This window comes from Cupriavidus necator N-1 (assembly GCF_000219215.1).
GTDB classification, from domain to species: Bacteria; Pseudomonadota; Gammaproteobacteria; order Burkholderiales; family Burkholderiaceae; genus Cupriavidus; species Cupriavidus necator.
Genome location: NC_015726.1, coordinates 2,170,523 through 2,189,719, shown reverse-complemented (window position 1 = coordinate 2,189,719; position 19,197 = coordinate 2,170,523). Strand labels below are relative to the sequence as shown.

Below are 19,197 nucleotides of genomic sequence, written 5' to 3'. Positions count from 1 at the left end.
ATGCAAACCAACCGTCCGTGCTCGCCCCTGCCTCCGACAGCTGAAAGCGCGTTTCACATTGTGGAATTTACGCCGTGTTTCCCCCGGCGCTATTTTTCGTTCTCTGAAAAAGTGTTCCACATTGCGAAATTTGCAATCTATCTCATTGAAAAATAAGGGAAAATCAACTCTTATGTCTTATATAAGACTTTGGCGCGACGCATCAAGAACGCCCTACAATGAACCCACGCTGCTTGCCTCGACATCCGCCAGCACACTCAACTTTCTTCTCAATTTCTTCTTAGGAAATTCCCATGGCCCAGTATCAAGACGACATCAAGGCAGTTGCTGGTTTGAAAGAGAACCACGGCAGCGCGTGGAATGCCATCAATCCCGAGTATGCCGCCCGCATGCGTGCCCAGAACAAGTTCAAAACGGGCCTGGACATCGCCAAATACACCGCCAAGATCATGCGCGCCGACATGGCCGCCTACGATGCCGACTCGTCGAAGTACACCCAGTCGCTGGGCTGCTGGCACGGCTTCATCGGCCAGCAGAAGATGATCTCCATCAAGAAGCACTTCAACAGCACCGAGCGCCGCTACCTTTACCTGTCCGGCTGGATGGTGGCTGCGCTGCGCTCCGAGTTCGGCCCGCTGCCGGACCAGTCGATGCACGAAAAAACCTCCGTCAGCGCGCTGATCCGCGAGCTGTACACCTTCCTGCGCCAGGCTGACGCCCGTGAACTGGGCGGCCTGTTCCGCGAGCTGGACGCTGCCCAAGGCCCTGCCAAGGCCGCCATCCAGGCGAAGATCGACAACCACGTCACCCACGTCGTGCCCATCATCGCGGACATCGACGCGGGTTTTGGCAACGCCGAAGCAACGTACCTGCTGGCCAAGCAGTTCATCGAAGCGGGCGCATGCTGCATTCAGATCGAAAACCAGGTGTCCGACGAGAAGCAGTGCGGCCACCAGGATGGCAAGGTCACCGTGCCGCATGAGGACTTCCTGGCCAAGATCCGCGCCATCCGCTACGCCTTCCTGGAACTGGGCGTGGACGACGGCATCATCGTGGCCCGTACCGACTCGCTGGGTGCCGGCCTGACCAAGCAGATCGCCGTGACCAACACGCCGGGCGACCTGGGCGACCAATACAATTCCTTCCTCGATTGCGAAGAATTGTCGGCCGACGCACTGGGTAATGGTGACGTCATCATCAAGCGCGACGGCAAGCTGCTGCGTCCCAAGCGCCTGCCTAGCAACCTGTTCCAGTTCCGCGCCGGCACGGGCGAAGCGCGCTGCGTACTGGATTGCGTCACCGCACTGCAAAACGGCGCTGACCTGCTCTGGATCGAAACCGAAAAACCGCATATCGCCCAGATCGGCGGCATGGTCAGCGAGATTCGCAAGGTCATCCCGAACGCCAAGCTGGTGTACAACAACAGCCCGTCATTCAACTGGACCCTGAACTTCCGCCAGCAGGCGTATGACGCGCTGAAAGCCGCGGGCAAGGATGTGTCGGCATATGACCGCGCCCAGCTGATGAGCGTTGAATACGACCAGACCGAACTGGCGAAGCTCGCCGACGAAAAGATCCGGACCTTCCAGGCCGACGCGTCGCGCGAAGCAGGAATCTTCCACCACCTGATTACGCTGCCGACCTACCACACCGCCGCACTGTCGACCGACAACCTGGCCAAGGAATACTTCGGCGACCAGGGCATGCTGGGTTATGTGGCTGGCGTGCAGCGCAAGGAAATCCGCCAGGGCATCGCCTGCGTGAAGCACCAGAACATGTCCGGCTCGGACATCGGCGACGACCACAAGGAGTATTTCAGCGGCGAAGCGGCCCTGAAAGCGGCGGGTAAAGACAACACCATGAACCAGTTCTGATACCGGTAATACCCCAAGCAAAACGCCAACCCATACGGGTTGGCGTTTTTTTGGTCCGGCGAGATAGCTCGCGGGGTTCTCATCAAACATTTTCTTGTGCCAAGGCTCAGGTCAAGGGGCCGAGTCGGGTTGACGCTCGCCGCTGCGCCGCGTGCGGTTGGTCTGCAGTATTGATTAGCGAAACACGAAGACCGGGATCCGGCAATGCGTCAGGACCTTCTGGGTTTCGCCGCCGATCAGCAGCCCCTGCAGGCCGGCTCGGCCATGCGACGCCATGACAATGAGGTCACAGTTACGTTCCTCCCCGGTCAGGATGATCGCCTCATAGGGGTGGTTGTGGGTAACGCTGAGCGTCTCGCATGCCACCTCCGCTTCCTTTGCTGCTTGTGCGACCACCGCCAGGTATCGCTCCGCATGCATTTCGGCAAGTTGTGCGTAGCGCTCCTGGGCATCTTCCAGCATGTCAACCCGATGCGTGAGGACATGGAATTCCGGGATGACGTGCAATCCAGTGATCCTCGCCTCAAATGCCTTGGCGAGTTTCACCGCCATGCGCGCGGCAGCGTCGGAGAGTGCCGATCCATCGGTGGGTACCAGGATATGCTGAAACATGTTGGCCTCCTTGTGGCCGGCGGGACCATCCGCCTCGGCCCGCTGGCACGCTCTACGAACTTGATGGTATGACAATCATTCCTGCTCTGGTGTGACGCGCTTCTCGATTCCCTGATCAGGGGCAGGGCGACCCGTGGCGGTCTGGCCCCCTATCAGCCTTGTGCATTCGGCGCTGCAACATCCCGCTGTCGCAGGTGCGCAATCTTCCCAACGTGGTCGGCGCCGTCGAGTTTCTCGTTCAGCGTACCGCTGTCGCCGCGGGCCCTTTGTTGAAGGGGCGCTGCGGTGCTAGGCTGAAGGCGAAATCTTGCCGCCCAGGCGGAGACACCAATGGTCGAAGCTTCCGAACTGAAGTCGGGCATGGTCATCATGCTTGAAGGTGAACTTCATAGCGTTACCAGCGCCGGGTACCACGCCGGCGGCGGCCAACAGGGGAGCGCAGTTTTCGCCAAGTTCAAGAGCCTTAAGACTGGTCACATCAAGGAGTTGCGGTTGCACCCGAGCAACAAGCTCGAAGAGGTCGCGCTTGATCACCAGGAGATGGAATATCTGTACACCGATGGTGACGCCTTTTTCTTCATGAATCCCGACACCTTCGAACAGATCAGTTTTCCTGCGGAAACCATGGGCGCATACCAGAAATTTCTTCGCCCCAATATGCGAATCCCGGTGCAGCTTTATGAGGGCGAGCCAGTCACCATCGCATTCCCCGCTGCTGTCGAGGTAACCATCATGTCCACGCCGCCGGGCCTGCACGAGCATGAAACCTCTACCTTCAAGACTGCCACGCTGGATAACGGCATGGAAGTTCTCGTTCCTCAGTTCGTCAAGGAAGGGGACACGGTGCGAATCGAGGTCGCTTCAGGAAAATATTTGGAGCGGATAAGGCGAGGGACGCGAAAGTCGTGACGCCAGTGCCGCGCCATCGCTCCCTGCATGCGCGGCGCCGCGTACAGTCCCGCCGGGACGGGGCCGGCAGCGTCGGCAGTACCGTATCCGGCACCTGTCCTTCACTTTGCGCCTCGTGTATGCATCCTATGCAAGTATGGGCATGCCATGCGTGACGCATGACCATCGTCGTCGCTCAGGAGTGCCACGGTCCTCTTGCCCCCTTCCGCGCCGCTTCGTCGTGGCTTGCTGTTTGTCATGCCGGGCCGTCAACCCAATCCTATATTTGACACAGTGCCAATCGTGCTGCGCGACGCACCGCGATGATTTCGCTAACAGGAGGGCAAGATGAACGACATCCAATCCGATTTCTCTATGCGCAAGGACGCATTGGCCCGCGACGTCGATACGCTGATGGCCGACGTTCAGGCACTTCTTCATGATGTCAAAGCCGAAACCGGCGTAGGGAGCAGCCTTGAGCGCCATGCACTCAAGGCCCGGCAGCGCGCGCTGCAGGAGCGCATCGTTACGTTGCGCGAAGAAGGTCGCGCCAAAGTCTCCGAGTGGGCGACAACGACTGATCGCTACGTTCATGAGCATCCATGGCAAAGCATGGGTACCGTGGCCGCCATCGCGGCAACGACAGGCGCTATCGTCGCGCTGGCTGCCAGCCACCGTTAGGCATTCGTGACTGCGGCGCCGGCACGGCTGTGACACGTGCCAGTCCCGCAAGGGACGCGTGGTTTTTTGCCATGCAGGCAAATGGCTACGGCCCCTTGCGGGAGCCTCGATCTGAGTGGCAACACATCTGAGCGGCAATACAGCAACTGTGCCCGCCAAGTGCGATTGCCCAGGCGCGCTACGCTGGAGGGTCTGCTTACGTGCGACCCGCAGGATGCTCATCCAGGAGGCCAGTCATGGAAGGGCAGACAAAGGAAGAATTGGCGAAGTTGGTGGCCCAAATGGACGCTGAGGAGTTGCGCATCCGTGCCGTCGCCGGAACCGCGGATTCGCCTGTCGTGGCGCCAACACAACGTGAACAGCTTGATGATGGTGAAATGGCGGACGAAAAGACTGTGCAGCGCCAGGGCGACGCGATGCTGAAACACTATCGCATGCAACTGGCCGACATTGAAGCAGCCCGGTCACGGATGAGGAGTGGCCAGTATGGCGTCTGTATTGACTGCCAGCAGGCCATGCAGGCGTACCCGACCGCCATGCGCTGCACGGCATGCCAGAATCTCCGCGAACACAGCCATCCCCGCCAGGCGCAGGAGACGCGCCGACCGGCTTCCGCAGATCTTTCGTCGCCGAACTGACTTACTCGTTCCTGAGATCAATGCCGAAGCCGCCAGCCAGTTCACAATCGATGATCCCGGCGGCGTAGGCGAAAAGCCAGTCCTCTGCCTCCTGCAGCGTTGCGGGCGGGTGGGGCCAGTCCGGCGTAAAGCGGATGCCCATGTCCTCATTGCGCGTGGAGATCTGGACTCGCCCGCCTGGCTTGCCTGGCTCAATCACCTCCGGCACGAACAGGGCAACGTGGAATCCCTTGTAAGACCGCTTTCTTTCCAACATTTCAGCCTCCGGCAATTTACGCATGTCCGTAGCTCAGCCCGAGCGCCGGACTGTCTTGAGTTCAAGATATAGCGAGGCGCGGCTAATGCCTAGTAATGCCACGGAACCTCGGGGATCACATCGGAGCGTGCGGTTGAATTTGACCTAGACTGAAAAAGTGCCCTTCGCGCGCTTCGAGGCTGCGCAATGGAGCTTCATCGGCAGCCAACTGATGCGGGCGAATGACAATGGCACAGGCAACACACAATCATCTGCTGCCTGAACTCATGTGGATTGGTGTTCACGAAGGGGGCATCATGTTGCAAGCCAGTGAAATGCAGCAACGTTTTAGTCATCTGCAGCAAACCATCAGCGAGACATCACGGACTTGTCATGCCGATACGGGGATTCCACAAGACTTGATGAACTGGGTGGATGAGCTCGACAAGGAGTGCAAATCGGCATCGAAGGTCGTGTCTTCCAAGGATGAGGATCGGATCCGGCAGTGGGTCGATGATCTCGAACGGATCGGTGATCGTGCAGACCGCGCTTGCCAGCAGGCCGGCAGTCTCGATGCAAAGGTCAAGGATGCAGTCAGTTCGATGCATTCGGAACTTGCTGACCTGAAGCGCCAACTGCACTAACTAATCTGACAGCCCCGGTCCAACCAGCCGGGGCTGATTGCATCCTGCCCCCAGCCCACATAGGCGCCCCCCATCAGCCCTGCAAAGCCCCCATTATCACCTCCTGCACAATGCGGCTGCCTTCGGGCGTAGCCCAACTCCCGGCCAGTTCCGCAATCAACTGGTTGGTGCTGGTCAGCGTGACACCATTCTTCTCCATGCGCCGCAAGGCAATATCGTCAGCCATCTTGCTCGGCGATCCGCCGGCATCCGCGACGACTTGCACTTCATAACCTTGCGACACCAGGCTCAACGCCGGATACACCGTGCACACGTCATTGGTCACGCCAGCGATGATCAATTTCCTGCGTCCGGTAGCCTTCACCGCCGCCGCGAAGTTCTCATCGTCCATGGCATTCACAACACCAACGCGCTTGATGCGCGCAGCGAACTCAGCCGGAAAAATGTCCGCCAGCTCGCTGATCAGCGGTCCCTGGGCGTACTCCTCCATGCTGGAGGTCATCACGACAGGGACTTTCAGGATGGCCGCGGTCTTGGCCACCATCAGCGCGTTGCGCTTCATTTCGTCAAAGGGAATGGACTTCACCCAGCCCATGGTGCCTACCTGATGGTCGATCAGGAGCAGGGCGGCGGTGTCTGCAGTGAATCGTTCGAACTTCATAATGCATTCCTTGATGGTGAATGGGGCAAACGCCCCTTGCTTCAAGCCGCTTCGGCTTCAGCCAGCGCCGGATAGTCGATGTATCCCTGGGCCGTCGGCGGCGCAAAGAACATGTTGCGGTCCGGCGCGTTGAGCGCGGCGCCCTGGCGGAAGCGCTCCGGCAGGTCGGGATTCGGGAGGAAGGCGCTGCCGAAGACGGTGGCGTCGGCCTTGCCATCGGCCAGCAGGGCTGCGGCGCTGTCCTGCGCCAACCCGCCTCCAATCAGGTAGGTGCCGTCGAAGCGCGGGCGCAGCAGGGTGTGGTAGTCGACCGTGGCACCGAACAGCGCGACATGCAGATAGGCCAGGCCCTGGCCGCGAAGCTTGTCGACGAGGTAGGTGTAGGTCTCCTGGGGCGTGGCATCGGTGATGCTGTTGTAGTTCATCTCCGGCGAGATCTTGATGCCGACCCGGTCGGCGCCGACCTCGGCCACCATCGCGGCCAGCACTTCCAGCACAAAGCGGGCGCGGCCTTCGACCGAGCCGCCGTATTGGTCTTGCCGGTGGTTGCTGCCAGGCGAAAGGAACTGCTCGGGCAGGTAGCCGGAGGCCGCATGCAGTTCGACGCCGTCGAAGCCCGCGTCGATGGCGCGGCGGGTGGCCTGGCGATATTCGTCAATGACGCCGGCGATCTCGGTCAGGCTGAGTTCGCGGGGCGTGACGAAGTCGACTTGGCCGGCAGGCGTCCACGCCTGTCCCTCGGGCTTGATGGCCGACGGTGCCACGGGCGTTGCGCCATCAAGCAGCGACGGATGCGAGATCCGGCCGCAATGCATCAGCTGCATGAAAATACGGCCGCCGCGGGCGTGCACGGCTTCAGTCACCTTTTTCCAGCCGGCAACCTGGGCCTCGGTTTCGATACCGGGCGTATTCACGTAGCCCTTGCCCATGGCGGACGGAAACACGCCTTCGGTGATGATCAGGCCGGCGCTGGCGCGCTGGGCGTAGTAGGTGACGGTCATGTTGCCGGGGACGCCGTCGGCGTCGGCGCGGGAGCGGGTCATCGGCGCCATGACGAGGCGGTTCGGCGCGATGTGGCGGCCGATGTGGACGGGGGTGAACAGTTGGCTCATGGTCAATTCCTGTACGGGTTGGGGCGAAGGCGGCGAAGGGAAGCCCATGGACGTATGCTCGATTAATTCATTGACGAGATAAAGATGATAGATTGGCAATCATTGATCCAAAAATAGCGCAATCCAGATGGAACTGCTCAATGACATGGCCTTGTTTGTGGAGGTCGCCCAGACGCGGAGCTTTCGTGGCGCGGCCGCTGCCACCGGTGTGCCGAACTCCACACTGTCCAGGCGGATCAGCGCGCTGGAGAAGGCCATCGGCCTGCGGCTGCTGCATCGCACGACGCGCAAGGTCGAGCTGACCGAGGCTGGGCAGATCTACTACGAGCGCTGCAAGCGCATCGTCGACGAAGCGCGGATTGCACACGAGCAACTGGGGGAGATGCTGGCGCAGCCGAGCGGCGTGCTGCGCGCATCGCTGCCGGTCGACTTCGCCATGATCTACATGGCGCCCCTGATTGCGGAGTTCGCTGCCCGCTACCCGGACATCACCTTTGATTTCGACCTCACGCCCCGCCGTGTCGACCTGGTGGCCGAGCCCTTCGATGTGGCCATCCGCATGGGCGAGCTGACGGACTCGAACCTGATCGCCCGCCTGCTTGCGCGCCTTTCGGTGCAGGTCTATGCCTCACCGGGCTACCTGGAACGCGCTGGCGAGCCGACCCATCCCACGGACCTGGTACGGCATCAGTGCATCGGTTTTCCCAAGGCAGGCAAGTCGGCGCTGCATCGCGGTGAGGAGACCGTCGAGGTGGAGGTGGGGGGGGAAGGTTCTACGTCAATAGCGTTGGCATGTTCCGACGCCTGGCAACGCTGGACCTGGGCGTGATATTGCTGGCCGAGGAGGTCGCGGCAGAGGATGTGGCGGCCGGCCGCCTGCGCCGGATATTGCCTGACTGGCAGACCAGGCCGACGCCGGTCTATGCCCTGACCGAGACACGCTTGCTGCCGGCAAAGACACAGCGCTTTATCGAGTTCCTGAAGGAGCGCTTGGGCACCAAAGCGTGAGCTCGGCAAATGTCGGTCGCTTGGGGAGCCGCAGTGATTGCGCATCTAGCGCGCAACCACCTTCGGTGACGGTCAACCTCACTTGCGCCGCATTTCCACGACCGTAGGTTTGCCATCAACGTTGTCGAATGTCACGGATACCGCCTCGCCCTCCTTGAATTCCTTCAGCGATGCGCGATCCCTGACGGGGAACGCCATGGTCATCGGGCCCATGCCCAGGTTGGCGATCGGTCCGTGCTTGAGCGTGACCTTGCCGGCCTGCACATCGATCTTCCTGATTTCGGCCGCCACGGGTTGTGGCACCTGTTGCGAGGGTGCGGACGGCTTCATGTTCATGCCGTCCATCGAGCCCGCTGCGAATGCGCCCGGCGTGATGGTCAAGGCAAGGGCGAGGGCGAGCGTCTTGATGGATTTCATTGGGGTTCCTTTTGCAGTGATGGGTGGACGGAAACAGGTTGAGGTCTGGTCTGGCGCCGGCGCATCAGCAAATACACCGCCGGCACCACGAAGAGCGAAAGCAATGGCGCGGTGAGCATGCCGCCCACCATCGGCGCGGCAATGCGCTGCATGACCTCGGAGCCGGTGCCATGCGACCACATGATCGGCACCAGGCCGGCAAGGATGACGGCGACGGTCATTGCCTTGGGGCGTACGCGCAGCACCGCGCCTTCCTGGATGGCTTCAAGCAGCGCGGACGGGCTGGCATCGCCCTGGTTCGCGCGCGCGGTCCATGCCTGCTTCAGGTAGAGCAGCATGATCACGCCGAATTCCGCCGCCACGCCCGCCAGCGCGATGAAGCCGACCACGCCGGCAACCGACAGGTTGTAGCCCAGCAGGTAGAGCAGCCAGAAGCCGCCGATCAGCGCCAGCGGCAGCGTGCCCATGATGAGCAGGGCTTCATCGAGGCGGCCGAACACCAGGTACAGCAGCACGAAGATGATCAGCAGCGTGAACGGCACCACCACCTTCAGCTTTGCGGCGGCCCGCTCCAGGTATTCGAACTGCCCCGACCAGCTTAGGGAATAGCCAGCCGGCATCGGCACCGCTTTCGCGACGGCGGCCTGCATGTCCCGGACAGCCGAGCGCAGGTCACGCCCGCGGATGTCGACATACACCCAGCCCGACAGTCGCGCGTTTTCGCTGCGCAGCATCGGGGCTCCCTGCACCACCTGGATGCGCGCCACGTCGGACAGCACGATATGCTGGCCCTTGTCAGTGACGATGGGCAGGCTGCGCAGTTGCTCCACGGAGTCGCGGTAATCGCGCGGGTAGCGGACGTTGATCGGGAAGCGCGCCAGCCCGTCGACGACCTCGCCCACATTGTCGCCGCCGATGGCGGACGACACCACGCTCTGCACATCCGCGATGTTCAGCCCGTAGCGGCCGGCCGCCACGCGGTCGATATCGATATCGACATAGCGCCCGCCGGTCAGCCGCTCGGCCAGCGCCGATGTCACCCCCGGCACTGTCCTGACGGTTTCCTCGATGCGCGTCGCCAGGCGATCGATTTCCTTCAGGTCCGCGCCCGCCACCTTGATGCCGACCGGGCTCTTGATCCCGGTGGCAAGCATGTCGATGCGGTTGCGGATCGGCGGCACCCAGATGTTGGACAGTCCCGGCACCGTGACTACGCGATCGAGTTCTTCCACCAGCTTGTCTGGGGTCATGCCGGCACGCCACTGGTCGCGCGGCTTGAACTGGATGGTGGTCTCGAACATCTCGAGGGGCGCCGGATCGGTCGCGGTATCGGCGCGGCCGGCCTTGCCGAGCACGGTCGCCACCTCGGGCACGGTCCTGATCAGGCGGTCGGTCTGTTGCAGCAGCTGCGCCGCCTTGCCGGCGGAAAGGCCCGGCAAGGCCGACGGCATATAGAGCAGGTCGCCCTCGTCAAGCGGCGGCATGAACTCGGCGCCGGTACGCATCATCGGCCACGCTGTCGCGGCCAGCAGCACCGCGGCGATCGCGAGGGTGGTCTTCGGGTAGGCCAGCACCCGTGCCAGCACCGGCCGATAGGCGCGGATCAGCCATCGGTTCAAGGGGTTGGACTGCTCCGAAGGAATCCTGCCGCGGATCAGGTAGCCCATCAGCACCGGCACCAGCGTCACCGACAGGCCCGCCGCCGCGGCCATGGAATAGGTCTTGGTAAAGGCCAGCGGCGAGAACAGCCGGCCCTCCTGCGCCTCCAGCGTAAAGACCGGGATAAACGACAGCGTGATGATCAGCAGCGAGAAGAACAGCGCCGGCCCGACCTCGGTGGCGGCCCGGCCGATCACGCCCCAGCGCTCGTTCCCTGTCAGCGCCCGGCCGGGATGGTCCGCATGCCAGTGCTCCAGTTGCTTGTGCGCGTTCTCGATCATCACGACCGCGGCATCGACCATGGCGCCGATGGCAATGGCAATGCCGCCCAGCGACATGATGTTGGCATTGATGCCCTGGTAGCGCATCGCCAGGAAGGCGGCCAGCACGCCCAGCGGCAGCGAGACGATAGCCACCAGCGCGGAACGCAGGTGGAACAGGAACAGCAGGCACACCAGCGCGACCACGGCGAACTCTTCGACCAGCTTGTGCGTCAGGTTTTCCACCGCGCGCTTGATCAGCGTGGAGCGGTCGTAGGTGGTGACGATCTGCACGCCGGCAGGCAGGCTCTTCTGCAGCGTGGCGAGCTTCGCCTTGACCGCCTCGATGGTTTCCAGCGCGTTCTTGCCTGAGCGCATCACGATGACGCCGCCGGCCACCTCGCCCAGGCCGTCAAGTTCGGCGATGCCGCGCCGCATCTCCGGGCCAAGCTGCACGACGGCGACATCGCCCAGCCGCACCGGAATGCCGGCATCGCTGGTCACCAGCGGGATCTGCCGGAAATCGTCGAGCGTCTTCAGGTAGCCGCTGGCGCGGACCATATACTCTGCCTCGCCCATTTCCAGCACCGACCCGCCGGCCTCCTGGTTGGCGCCCTTGAGCGCCGCCAGCACCTTGCCCTGCGACAGGTTGTAGGCGCGCATCCGGTCCGGCATCAGCACCACCTGGTACTGCTTCACCATGCCGCCCAGCGAAGCGACCTCGGCCACATTGGGCAGCGATTTTAGTTCGAAGCGCAGGAACCAGTCCTGCAGTGCACGCAACTGGCCAAGGTCATGCTGGCCGGTCTTGTCCACCAGCGCGTACTCGTAGATCCAGCCGACGCCGGTGGCATCCGGCCCCAGCGCCGGCCTGGCCGCGGCGGGCAGGCGGGACTGCACCTGGTTCAGGTATTCAAGCACCCGCGAGCGCGCCCAGTACAGGTCGGTGCCATCCTCGAACAGCACATAGACGAACGAATCGCCGAAGAAGGAGTAACCCCGTACCGTTCTGGCGCCGGGTACCGACAGCATGGTGGTGGTCAGCGGATACGTGACCTGGTTCTCGACGATCTGCGGCGCCTGGCCGGGGAAGGGCGTGCGGATGATCACCTGTACATCGGACAGGTCGGGCAGGGCGTCGAGCGGCGTGCTCCGCACCGCCCACAGGCCCCATGCGGTCAGCATCACCGTGGCCAGCAGGACCAGGAAGCGGTGGCGGATCGAGGCCAGGATAAGGCGCGCGATCATGGCCTGGCTCCCTGGGCGGTGCCGGCGGGCTCGACCGACGACAGCGTGGCCGCACCATCGCGGTCCAGGTGGAAGCGGAAGCGGATGCGGTCGCCAGGCTTCAGTCCCTTGGGCAGGCCAGTTGGCGGTGCGGCGAAGTCCATGGTCATCGCGCCCCACTGTGCCGACGGGATCGGGCCGTGCGAGATGGTCAGGCTCTCGCTGCCGTTCACGGCTTCGATGCGGCCGGTGCCCTCATGCTCTGCGGCCGGCGCGGCAGGTGCAGACGCTGCTGGTGTGGCCGTCATCCGTTCCGCGCTGCCGCGCAGGCTGGCTTCCGAGTCGATCAGGAACTGGCCGGACGTGACCACTTTCTGCCCCGGCGCCAGTCCGTCCAGCACCTCGACCATGCCATCGGCCTCGCGGCCGGTCTTGATATCGGTGGCAACGAACCCTGCCTGGCCGGCATCGACCATGACGATATTGCGCTGACCGGTGCGGATGACCGACTCCGACGGGATCAGCAACGCCTCCTGCTGTGCGCCACTGTCGAAGCTGACCCTGACAAACATGCCCGGCAGCAGGCGCCTGCCGGGGTTGGGCAGGACGATGCGGGCCTTGACGGTGCGGGTCGCCGGGTTGACGTCGGGAAGGATGGCGTCGACCTTGCCGGCAAGGGGGCCGGCCGTGCCGCCCTGCAGTACCGTCGCAGCCGCGCCGGCCCGGATAGTGCCGGCCTGGCCCTCTGGTACCTCGGCAATCACCCAGACCTGGCTGAGATCAGCCAGGCGGAACAGCGTCATGCCCGGCGACACGGTCATGCCCTCGCGCACCGCCACCTCGGTCACGAGGCCATCGACCGGGCTGGCGATGGCAATACCGGACTGCAATTTTCCGGATCTCTCGACCGCACTGACCTGGCCCGGCGTCATGCCCGCCTGCAGCATGCGAGCCCGCGCCGCGCCGCGCAGGTCGCCCAGGTGTTCACTTCCTGCCATGCGCGACACGGCCAGGTATTCCTCTTGCGCCGCGACCCAGTCGGGCGAGTACAGGGTGACCAGCGCCTGGCCACGCCGGACCGGGTCAAGGGTCGCCCGGACCGCGACGTGCTGCACAAAGGCGTTGGTGCGCGCCTGGATGATCTGCACGCTGCGTTCGTCGATGGCGACATTGCCTGGCACCTGCAGCATCGCGGTCAGCCGTCCAGGCTTTGCCTCGGCGGTGCGAATGCCAAGGTTTTGTGCGACATGGCTGTCGACGGTGACACCGCTGCCACCCCCATCGCCGTCCGCGTAGACCGGCACCAGTTGCATCTCCATGAAGGGCGACTTGCCCGGCTTGTCGAAGCGCTGGCCCGGCACCATGGGATCGTGCCAGTACAGGATTTTCCTGCCGGTCTTGGGATCGATGTCGCCGGCCTTGAGTACGGTGGATTCCGCGCCAGGCGTGCCCGACGGTTGCGCAGTTTGCGTGCCGCGCGTGAACCCGAAGTGGTAAGCGCCGTAGAGGGCGATGCAGGCGACGACCAGCCCGGCGGCTGCTGCAATGGCGTGCTTCTTCATTTTGCCTCCTTCGCTGCGGCTTCGGTCTGGACGGTAGGCAACGGCACCAGGTAGTTCAGGCCCGCCCACAGCTTCGCGGTCTTTGCCTCAAGCAGCAGGCGATCCATGGCGGTGTCGATGGCGCGATGGTTGGCTTCGGCGACCGCCACCAAGGTGCCCGTGTTGGCGCGGTAGGCCGTCAGTGCCGCATCCGCCTGTGCCCGGGCGAGCGGCAAGGTCTTGTCGTCGTAGCGCCGCAGCCGGTCAAGGTTGCGCTGCAGCTCGGCCAGCCTGGCGCCGACCATGGCCTGGGTATTGCGCCGGACCATTTCCAGCCTGGCCCGCGCGTCATTGGCCTGCGCCAGCCGCGCACTGATTTCGCGGTCCTGGCGGTTGCCCCGGTCCCACGGTAATGGGAAGCTGACATTGAGCGAGCCCATGTTCGAGTAGGCCGAGCCGCGCTGGCTGTACATCAGCTCGACCGTCACGTCCGGCTTGCGGGCTTCCGTTGCTACCTGGATCTCCGATTCGGCCAGTGCCACGTCGCGCTGCGCAGCCGACAGTTCGGGCACGGCCTCGAACTCGCCCCTGGCGAGTTGCCGGGCGCCTGGCGGCACTTCAAGCGGTGGCCGATCCGACAGCGGGCGCCCTGCAGCGGCGCCGACCCAGCGCTCCAGGTTCAGCGTGGCGGTCGCCAGCGCGGCGCGGTTCTCGTCCTCGCGGTCGTGCAGCTTCTGGATTTCCAGCTCCATCGCCAGTACGTCCGCACGCGAGCCGCGCCCGCTGCGGTAGGCCGCGGTGGCGGCCTGCAGTGCCAGTTCAAGTGGATGGCTGTGATGGCCGAGCAGCACGCCGGCCTGCTCCGCATACCACCGGTCGAGCCAGGCATTGACCGCATTGCGCTGCACGCCTGCCAGCCCCACCGCACGCTGCGCGTCGGCAGCGGCGGCTTCGGCTTCGAAGCGCGCGGCCCTGGCGCGGCGCTTGTCCGCACGCGTGAATTCCTGCATCACTGAGATCGAGCGCATGGTCATGGAATCCCGGCTCAGCGAGAACGCGTCCGAGCCGTTGACGGGCACGTTGTTGACGCCGAGCTTGAGCACGGGATCCGGCAGGCGGCCGGCGGCTACCGCCATTTGCCCGGCGGCCTCCACGGCGCTGCGCGACGATTCAGCGTCGCCGGCATGGGCGCTTGCGATCGCGACGGCTTCCTCAAGGGAGAGGGAAGGGGCGGATTGCCCGGGCGCGCCTTGCGGCGCAGCCAGGCCCACTGCGGGCGCGCTGAGCAGCGCCACGGTCAGGTGACGTAGATAAAGCATAAAGCCTCCAGGAACGACGACTGCTGCCCGCATGGCGGGCAGCACCAGGTGACGTCGAACCGGAGGCTAAGTCTGGAAACTGCAGTGAAGGATGGTGAGGGGTGGTGGACCGCGCGCCTCTGCCTCGGCGCGCAGCGCAACGCGAACCTCCGCCAGGACCACGCGCGTTGGCTCAATCACGCGCATCAGCACCGGCATGAAGGCCGGAAGCTGCGGCGAAGCATGGTCGGCGTTCTTGGCATCGGCCTGGCAATGCGCGAGGCAAAGCCCGCTCTGGTCGATACCTTGCTGGCTGTCGCTGGTGGCCATCTCGGCACAGGACTCGGTCATCGCCGCCATCGTGCCGCTGTGTTCCGCCTGGTAGCGGCTGCCGGTACAAGCGTACGCCGCCGCTGCCAGCTGGGCTGCCAGGAAGACAACGAGGAGGAAGCCGGCGAACCATGGCCGGCGATGCGATTTACCCACGAGAGCGGTGCCTGTTTTGGCGACAATATAGCAGTGTTCAGCGTCACCAGGCAGCTTCACTACTGCGGCAGCTCGCCGCACAGGCGGGCCGTTCGCCTTCAACAGGCCGATCATGGCGAGCTGCCTGATGCTGCACTTTTCGATGTTTGACTGCAGTGACAACGTTGCCGTCTATATGTGACGCGTCACGGTGCCGAAATATTCGTCGTGCATCCTCCCGCCAAAACCAACGGGGAGGAAATATGAGGCGTCTTTCAATACTGGCGGCACCGCTGCTGGCGCTGGCCGTGGCGTCGTGCGGCAGCGATGATGACAGCAATGCGTCGGTCACGCAGCCGCCGGCTGGCGGCAGCGCCGCGCCCACGAAGAACGTCGTGTTCTTCCTTGGCGACGGCATGGGCATGGCGACGATGACTGCGGCGCGGATCTACAAGGTCGGCGAGGATGGTGAGCTGACCATGGACACGCTCCCCGAGAGCGGGTTTATCCGGACCTATTCGAACAACGCGCAGGTGACCGACAGCGCGCCGTCGATGGCGGCCTACATGACCGGCGTCAAGATGAACAACGAAGTCATCTCGATGACGCCGGAGACCAGTGCCTTTGATGCCAGCGGCAAGGACTATCTGTCCGGCGCGGACAGCACCTGCCCGGCTTCCGGCAACGGCCAGAGCGTGCCGACGCTGCTCGAGCAGATGAAGACGGCAGGCTATGGCACCGGCGTGGTCACCACCACCCGCATCACGCACGCGACTCCCGCCACGACCTACGCGCACGTCTGCCACCGCGATGCCGAGAACACCATCGCCGCGCAACTGGTGCCGAACGGCGCCGGCTACAACAGCGCGCTAGGCGACGGCGTCGATGTGATCTTCGGCGGCGGCCGCAAGCACTTCCAGAGCAAGGCCGCGGGTGGCGCCCGCACCGACGGCCGCGACCTGGTTGGCGAGCTGACGAAGGCCGGCTATACCTACGCGTCCAGCAAGGCCGAGTTCGACAAGATCGACGCCGCCAGCGCCAAGAAGGTGGCAGGCCTGTTCACGTCCAGCCATATGGCCTACGACCTGGACCGCGTTCCCGGCGACGAGCCGAGCCTGGCGGAGATGACCAGCAAGGCCATCGACGTGCTTGCCGCGAAGAAGAAGGGTTTCTTCCTGATGGTGGAAGGCGGCCGCATCGACCACGCCTTGCATGAAACCACCGCGCGCAAGGCGCTGCAGGACACCGTGGCCTTCGACACCGCGATCAAGACCGCCATCGACAAGCTCAACGTGATCGACCCGGGCCTGAAGAACACGCTGATCGTCGTCACCGCCGACCATGACCACACGCTGGTACTCAATGGCTACGCCAAGCGCACCGGCCCCACCAGCGACAGCAACCCCGGCGTGCTGGGCCTGCTGAAGAACTACGTGACCGGCGCACTGTCCACGGACTCCGGCGGCAATCCCTTCACCATCATCGGTTTCGGCAACGGCGAAAACCGCCCGGCCACGCGCACCGCGCTGACCGATGCACAGGTCTACGACAAGAGCTATCACCAGGAAGCCGCGATCCCGATGGCGGCAGGTGGCGAGACCCATGGCGGCACCGATGTCTTTATCGGCGCACTGGGCAATGGTGCCGAATCCTTCACCGGTGTGATGAACAACACCGAGGTGTTCGGCCTGATCAAGACGGCCATCGGCCTCTAAGCCACTATCGCTGACGGAATAACGCCATGAAACTCATCATTCGAACCGGCCTGTCCGCAGTTGCGGCTGCCTGCGCCTGCATTGCCCTCCCTGCGCAAGCCGCGGGCGAGGCCAAAAATGTCATCTTCTTCTTGGGCGACGGCATGGGCCCGACCACCGTCACCGCTTCGCGCATCTACAAGTATGGCGAGACGGGCAAGCTCAACATGGAGTCGCTCAAGCGCACCGCGCGCGTGAAGACGTATTCGAACGACGCGCAGACCACCGACAGCGCGCCGTCGATGGCGGCCTACATGACCGGCGTGAAGATGAACAACGAAGTCATCTCCATGTCGGCTGATACCAAGGCCAGCGACGGCACCGGCAAGTCCTATGTGACCAGCGCCGGTGACAGCACCTGTCCCAGCGGCAACGGCTCGCCGGTCGTGACCGTGCTGGAACTGGCCAAGGCCGCCGGCAAGTCGGTCGGCGCGGTGACCACTACGCGCGTGACGCACGCGACGCCGGCGGCCACCTTCTCGCACGTCTGCCACCGCGACGGCGAGAACAACATCGCCGCACAGGCAACGCCCGGCAACGCCGGCTACAACACGGCGCTCAAGGACGGCCTGGACGTGCTGCTTGGCGGCGGCCGCCGCCAGTTCCTGCCCAGTGCCGCGGGTGGCAAGCGCACGGATGGCGTCGACCTGACCACGCAGTTCCCGGGCTACACCTATGTGACCACCGGCACCGCGTTCAAGGCCGTGGATCCGGCATCCACCAACAAGCTGCTCGGCCTGTTCAACATGGACCACCTCAACTACGAGCTGGACCGCGTCAAGAACAATGTCGACGAGCCTAGCCTGGCCGACATGACCGAGAAGGCCATCCGCATCCTGCAGAAGAACGGCAGCGGCTATTTCCTCATGGTGGAGGGCGGCCGGATCGACCATGCGCTGCACGGCACCAACGCCAAGCGCGCGCTGGAAGACACGATCGCGTTTGACGATGCCATCAAGCGTGCGCTGTCGATGGTGGACCTGTCGAACACGATGATCGTCGTCACCGCCGACCACGACCACACGATGACGATCAACGGCTACTCGCATCGCGGCAACCCGATCCTGGGCACGGTGACGGACATCAAGACCAAGCAGCCGGCCACGGCGGCCGACGGCCTGCCTTACACCACGCTGGTGTTTGGCAACGGCGGTGGTCCGCGCAAGTCCCCGCGCGACAATCCCGCGCTGGTGGACACCACGGCCGACGGCTACCTGCAGGAAGTCGGCGTGAACCTCGGCTCGCCGGGCTCGGAAACCCACGGCGGCGGCGATGTGATGCTGTTCTCGACGGGGCCGGGCAATGCCGCGCTCAAGGGCACCATCGATAACACCAAGGTCTTCAGCGTCGTGAAGTCCGCGCTGGGCCTCTGATGGCGGCCGCGGCCTTGCTGCACGACTGAGCACAGTGTCTTTTGATGCCATGCGCGCGCCGGTTTGCCGGCGTGCGCATTTTCGCTTTCTGAACGGATTTCATGAAAACCAAGCAAGCCACTCCAGTCCTCGCACTGCTGCTGGTCTCGGCAGCCTTCACCGCCGTGGCGGCAGAGCCGGCCAAGGCCACCGGCCCCCTGGCGCTGCGCGTGCAGCATGAGTTGTCGGCGATCGGGGCCGACGGTGTGCGTCGCGACATCTACTTCACCGAACGTGTCTACCGCGAGGGCGGCACGGTCTGGATCGAGCGCGAGATCCCGCACGGGGCGCATGACGAAGCCGAGCACGCCAAGGCAGACAAGGGCCATAAGCACATGGACATGTCGGCCGCCGCGCGCTGGATCGAGCGGCAGCCGTCCGGCAAGCTGTCGGTGCGGCTGGTCAGCGACGCCATGCGCAAGACCTTCGAAGTCAGCCCGGCCGAGTATGGCAACGTCGGCTTCGACGGCTCGTGGGCGACCGCCTACCACCTGCTGGATCCGGCAGCGCTCAAGACCATGAGCGCAAGCGGCCCTGCGCGCGGCGGTGTGCAGGAGTACCGCGCAAAGCGCGGCGATGAACAGGTGACGGTCCAGTGGGACGTGGCCGGCCAGTATCCGCGACTGGTCCAGTCGCGCAATGCCAGCGGCACGCAGAAGAAGATCACGCGGGTGACCGCCGCTGCCTTGCCGCAACCCGCTCCGTGGAACCGCACACGGCCCTATGCGAAAGGTGAGTACACGGATCTGATGGACTAGGACGCGGGCATCGCGGGCAGGGTTGTCCCAGGAACGACGCGGACGGCGGGCAG

17 protein-coding genes and 1 pseudogene are annotated in these 19,197 nt (G+C 64.0%); 9 read left to right on the top strand and 9 right to left on the bottom strand.

Annotated features, from left to right (window positions below; all coding sequences use genetic code 11):
* Positions 1 to 293 precede the first annotated feature (293 nt).
* A complete protein-coding gene (locus CNE_RS10295) occupies positions 294 to 1,874 on the top strand; it encodes an isocitrate lyase (RefSeq protein WP_013957076.1) in 1,581 nt (526 codons plus the stop codon).
* A 174-nt stretch (positions 1,875 to 2,048) separates the two neighbouring features.
* Here CNE_RS10295 and CNE_RS10290 read toward each other — a convergent pair whose 3' ends face one another.
* Positions 2,049 to 2,486: a universal stress protein gene (locus CNE_RS10290; RefSeq protein WP_013957075.1), complete on the bottom strand. Its 438-nt coding sequence runs from the start codon at positions 2,484 to 2,486 to the stop codon at positions 2,049 to 2,051.
* Positions 2,487 to 2,816: 330 nt separating this feature from the next.
* On the opposite strand from CNE_RS10290, the gene CNE_RS10285 reads away from it, so the two are divergent.
* From CNE_RS10285 to CNE_RS10275, 3 genes are all read left to right on the top strand, one after another.
* A complete protein-coding gene (locus CNE_RS10285; RefSeq protein ID WP_013957074.1) occupies positions 2,817 to 3,395 on the top strand; it encodes an elongation factor P in 579 nt (192 codons plus the stop codon).
* Positions 3,396 to 3,722: 327 nt separating this feature from the next.
* A complete protein-coding gene (locus tag CNE_RS10280; RefSeq protein ID WP_013957073.1) occupies positions 3,723 to 4,055 on the top strand; it encodes a glycine zipper domain-containing protein in 333 nt (110 codons plus the stop codon).
* Between the two features lie 236 nt (positions 4,056 to 4,291).
* Positions 4,292 to 4,693: a TraR/DksA family transcriptional regulator gene (locus CNE_RS10275; RefSeq protein WP_013957072.1), complete on the top strand. Its 402-nt coding sequence runs from the start codon at positions 4,292 to 4,294 to the stop codon at positions 4,691 to 4,693.
* A gap of 1 nt (position 4,694) precedes the next feature.
* Here the strand turns inward: CNE_RS10275 and CNE_RS10270 are convergent, their stop codons facing one another.
* Positions 4,695 to 4,973, bottom strand: coding sequence for a hypothetical protein (locus CNE_RS10270; protein ID WP_238552994.1), 279 nt, complete (start codon positions 4,971 to 4,973; stop codon positions 4,695 to 4,697).
* A 272-nt stretch (positions 4,974 to 5,245) separates the two neighbouring features.
* Between CNE_RS10270 and CNE_RS10265 the strand changes: the two genes are divergently transcribed.
* Positions 5,246 to 5,572, top strand: a complete 327-nt coding sequence (locus CNE_RS10265; protein ID WP_010810552.1) for a hypothetical protein — start codon at positions 5,246 to 5,248, stop codon at positions 5,570 to 5,572.
* 73 nt (positions 5,573 to 5,645) lie between these two features.
* Here the strand turns inward: CNE_RS10265 and CNE_RS10260 are convergent, their stop codons facing one another.
* Together CNE_RS10260 and CNE_RS10255 are read right to left on the bottom strand one after the other, a co-directional pair.
* On the bottom strand, positions 5,646 to 6,233 hold the full coding sequence (locus CNE_RS10260) for an isochorismatase family protein (RefSeq protein ID WP_013957070.1): 588 nt from the start codon (positions 6,231 to 6,233) through the stop codon (positions 5,646 to 5,648).
* Positions 6,234 to 6,274: 41 nt separating this feature from the next.
* Positions 6,275 to 7,345 (bottom strand): alkene reductase, encoded by a 1,071-nt coding sequence (locus CNE_RS10255; RefSeq protein WP_013957069.1) that lies wholly within the window; start codon positions 7,343 to 7,345, stop codon positions 6,275 to 6,277.
* A 127-nt stretch (positions 7,346 to 7,472) separates the two neighbouring features.
* Between CNE_RS10255 and CNE_RS10250 the strand changes: the two are divergent.
* A pseudogene (locus tag CNE_RS10250) lies at positions 7,473 to 8,353 on the top strand (LysR family transcriptional regulator).
* 78 nt (positions 8,354 to 8,431) lie between these two features.
* Here the strand turns inward: CNE_RS10250 and CNE_RS10245 are convergent.
* From CNE_RS10245 to CNE_RS10225, 5 genes are all read right to left on the bottom strand, one after another.
* Positions 8,432 to 8,770 carry a copper-binding protein gene (locus CNE_RS10245; protein WP_013957068.1) on the bottom strand — a complete coding sequence of 113 codons (339 nt, stop codon included), beginning with the start codon at positions 8,768 to 8,770 and terminating at the stop codon, positions 8,432 to 8,434.
* The gene (locus tag CNE_RS10240; protein WP_013957067.1) at positions 8,767 to 11,937 is read right to left on the bottom strand and encodes an efflux RND transporter permease subunit; all 3,171 of its coding nucleotides are present in this window, start codon (positions 11,935 to 11,937) and stop codon (positions 8,767 to 8,769) included. Before CNE_RS10240 ends, CNE_RS10245 begins: the two co-directional genes overlap by 4 nt.
* Entirely contained in the window at positions 11,934 to 13,478 is a 1,545-nt protein-coding gene (locus CNE_RS10235) for an efflux RND transporter periplasmic adaptor subunit (protein ID WP_013957066.1), read from the bottom strand. The genes CNE_RS10240 and CNE_RS10235 overlap by 4 nt, the downstream gene beginning before the upstream one ends.
* The gene (locus tag CNE_RS10230; RefSeq protein WP_013957065.1) at positions 13,475 to 14,776 is read right to left on the bottom strand and encodes a TolC family protein; all 1,302 of its coding nucleotides are present in this window, start codon (positions 14,774 to 14,776) and stop codon (positions 13,475 to 13,477) included. The genes CNE_RS10235 and CNE_RS10230 overlap by 4 nt, the downstream gene beginning before the upstream one ends.
* 66 nt (positions 14,777 to 14,842) lie before the next feature.
* The gene (locus CNE_RS10225) at positions 14,843 to 15,241 is read right to left on the bottom strand and encodes a hypothetical protein (protein ID WP_013957064.1); all 399 of its coding nucleotides are present in this window, start codon (positions 15,239 to 15,241) and stop codon (positions 14,843 to 14,845) included.
* Between the two features lie 242 nt (positions 15,242 to 15,483).
* Between CNE_RS10225 and CNE_RS10220 the strand changes: the two genes are divergently transcribed.
* The 3 genes from CNE_RS10220 to CNE_RS10210 all read left to right on the top strand — a co-directional run bounded on the left by CNE_RS10220 (position 15,484) and on the right by CNE_RS10210 (position 19,144).
* Positions 15,484 to 16,935 carry an alkaline phosphatase gene (locus tag CNE_RS10220; protein ID WP_013957063.1) on the top strand — a complete coding sequence of 484 codons (1,452 nt, stop codon included), beginning with the start codon at positions 15,484 to 15,486 and terminating at the stop codon, positions 16,933 to 16,935.
* Positions 16,936 to 16,961: 26 nt separating this feature from the next.
* Entirely contained in the window at positions 16,962 to 18,347 is a 1,386-nt protein-coding gene (locus tag CNE_RS10215) for an alkaline phosphatase (protein WP_013957062.1), read from the top strand.
* Between the two features lie 101 nt (positions 18,348 to 18,448).
* A complete protein-coding gene (locus CNE_RS10210) occupies positions 18,449 to 19,144 on the top strand; it encodes a hypothetical protein (protein WP_013957061.1) in 696 nt (231 codons plus the stop codon).
* Positions 19,145 to 19,197: the final 53 nt, after the last annotated feature.

Excerpts from the sequence above, each read along its gene's own strand:
- CNE_RS10220 (WP_013957063.1), top strand. The coding sequence starts at position 15,484 with ATGAGGCGTCTTTCAATACTGGCGGCACCGCTGCTGGCGCTGGCCGTG.
- CNE_RS10275 (WP_013957072.1), top strand. The coding sequence starts at position 4,292 with ATGGAAGGGCAGACAAAGGAAGAATTGGCGAAGTTGGTGGCCCAAATG.
- CNE_RS10240 (WP_013957067.1), bottom strand. The coding sequence starts at position 11,937 with ATGATCGCGCGCCTTATCCTGGCCTCGATCCGCCACCGCTTCCTGGTC.
- CNE_RS10290 (WP_013957075.1), bottom strand. The coding sequence starts at position 2,486 with ATGTTTCAGCATATCCTGGTACCCACCGATGGATCGGCACTCTCCGAC.
- CNE_RS10280 (WP_013957073.1), top strand. The coding sequence starts at position 3,723 with ATGAACGACATCCAATCCGATTTCTCTATGCGCAAGGACGCATTGGCC.
- CNE_RS10270 (WP_238552994.1), bottom strand. The coding sequence starts at position 4,973 with ATGCGTAAATTGCCGGAGGCTGAAATGTTGGAAAGAAAGCGGTCTTAC.
- CNE_RS10260 (WP_013957070.1), bottom strand. The coding sequence starts at position 6,233 with ATGAAGTTCGAACGATTCACTGCAGACACCGCCGCCCTGCTCCTGATC.
- CNE_RS10255 (WP_013957069.1), bottom strand. The coding sequence starts at position 7,345 with ATGAGCCAACTGTTCACCCCCGTCCACATCGGCCGCCACATCGCGCCG.
- CNE_RS10245 (WP_013957068.1), bottom strand. The coding sequence starts at position 8,770 with ATGAAATCCATCAAGACGCTCGCCCTCGCCCTTGCCTTGACCATCACG.
- CNE_RS10285 (WP_013957074.1), top strand. The coding sequence starts at position 2,817 with ATGGTCGAAGCTTCCGAACTGAAGTCGGGCATGGTCATCATGCTTGAA.
- CNE_RS10295 (WP_013957076.1), top strand. The coding sequence starts at position 294 with ATGGCCCAGTATCAAGACGACATCAAGGCAGTTGCTGGTTTGAAAGAG.
- CNE_RS10210 (WP_013957061.1), top strand. The coding sequence starts at position 18,449 with ATGAAAACCAAGCAAGCCACTCCAGTCCTCGCACTGCTGCTGGTCTCG.
- CNE_RS10235 (WP_013957066.1), bottom strand. The coding sequence starts at position 13,478 with ATGAAGAAGCACGCCATTGCAGCAGCCGCCGGGCTGGTCGTCGCCTGC.
- CNE_RS10215 (WP_013957062.1), top strand. The coding sequence starts at position 16,962 with ATGAAACTCATCATTCGAACCGGCCTGTCCGCAGTTGCGGCTGCCTGC.
- CNE_RS10265 (WP_010810552.1), top strand. The coding sequence starts at position 5,246 with ATGTTGCAAGCCAGTGAAATGCAGCAACGTTTTAGTCATCTGCAGCAA.
- CNE_RS10230 (WP_013957065.1), bottom strand. The coding sequence starts at position 14,776 with ATGCTTTATCTACGTCACCTGACCGTGGCGCTGCTCAGCGCGCCCGCA.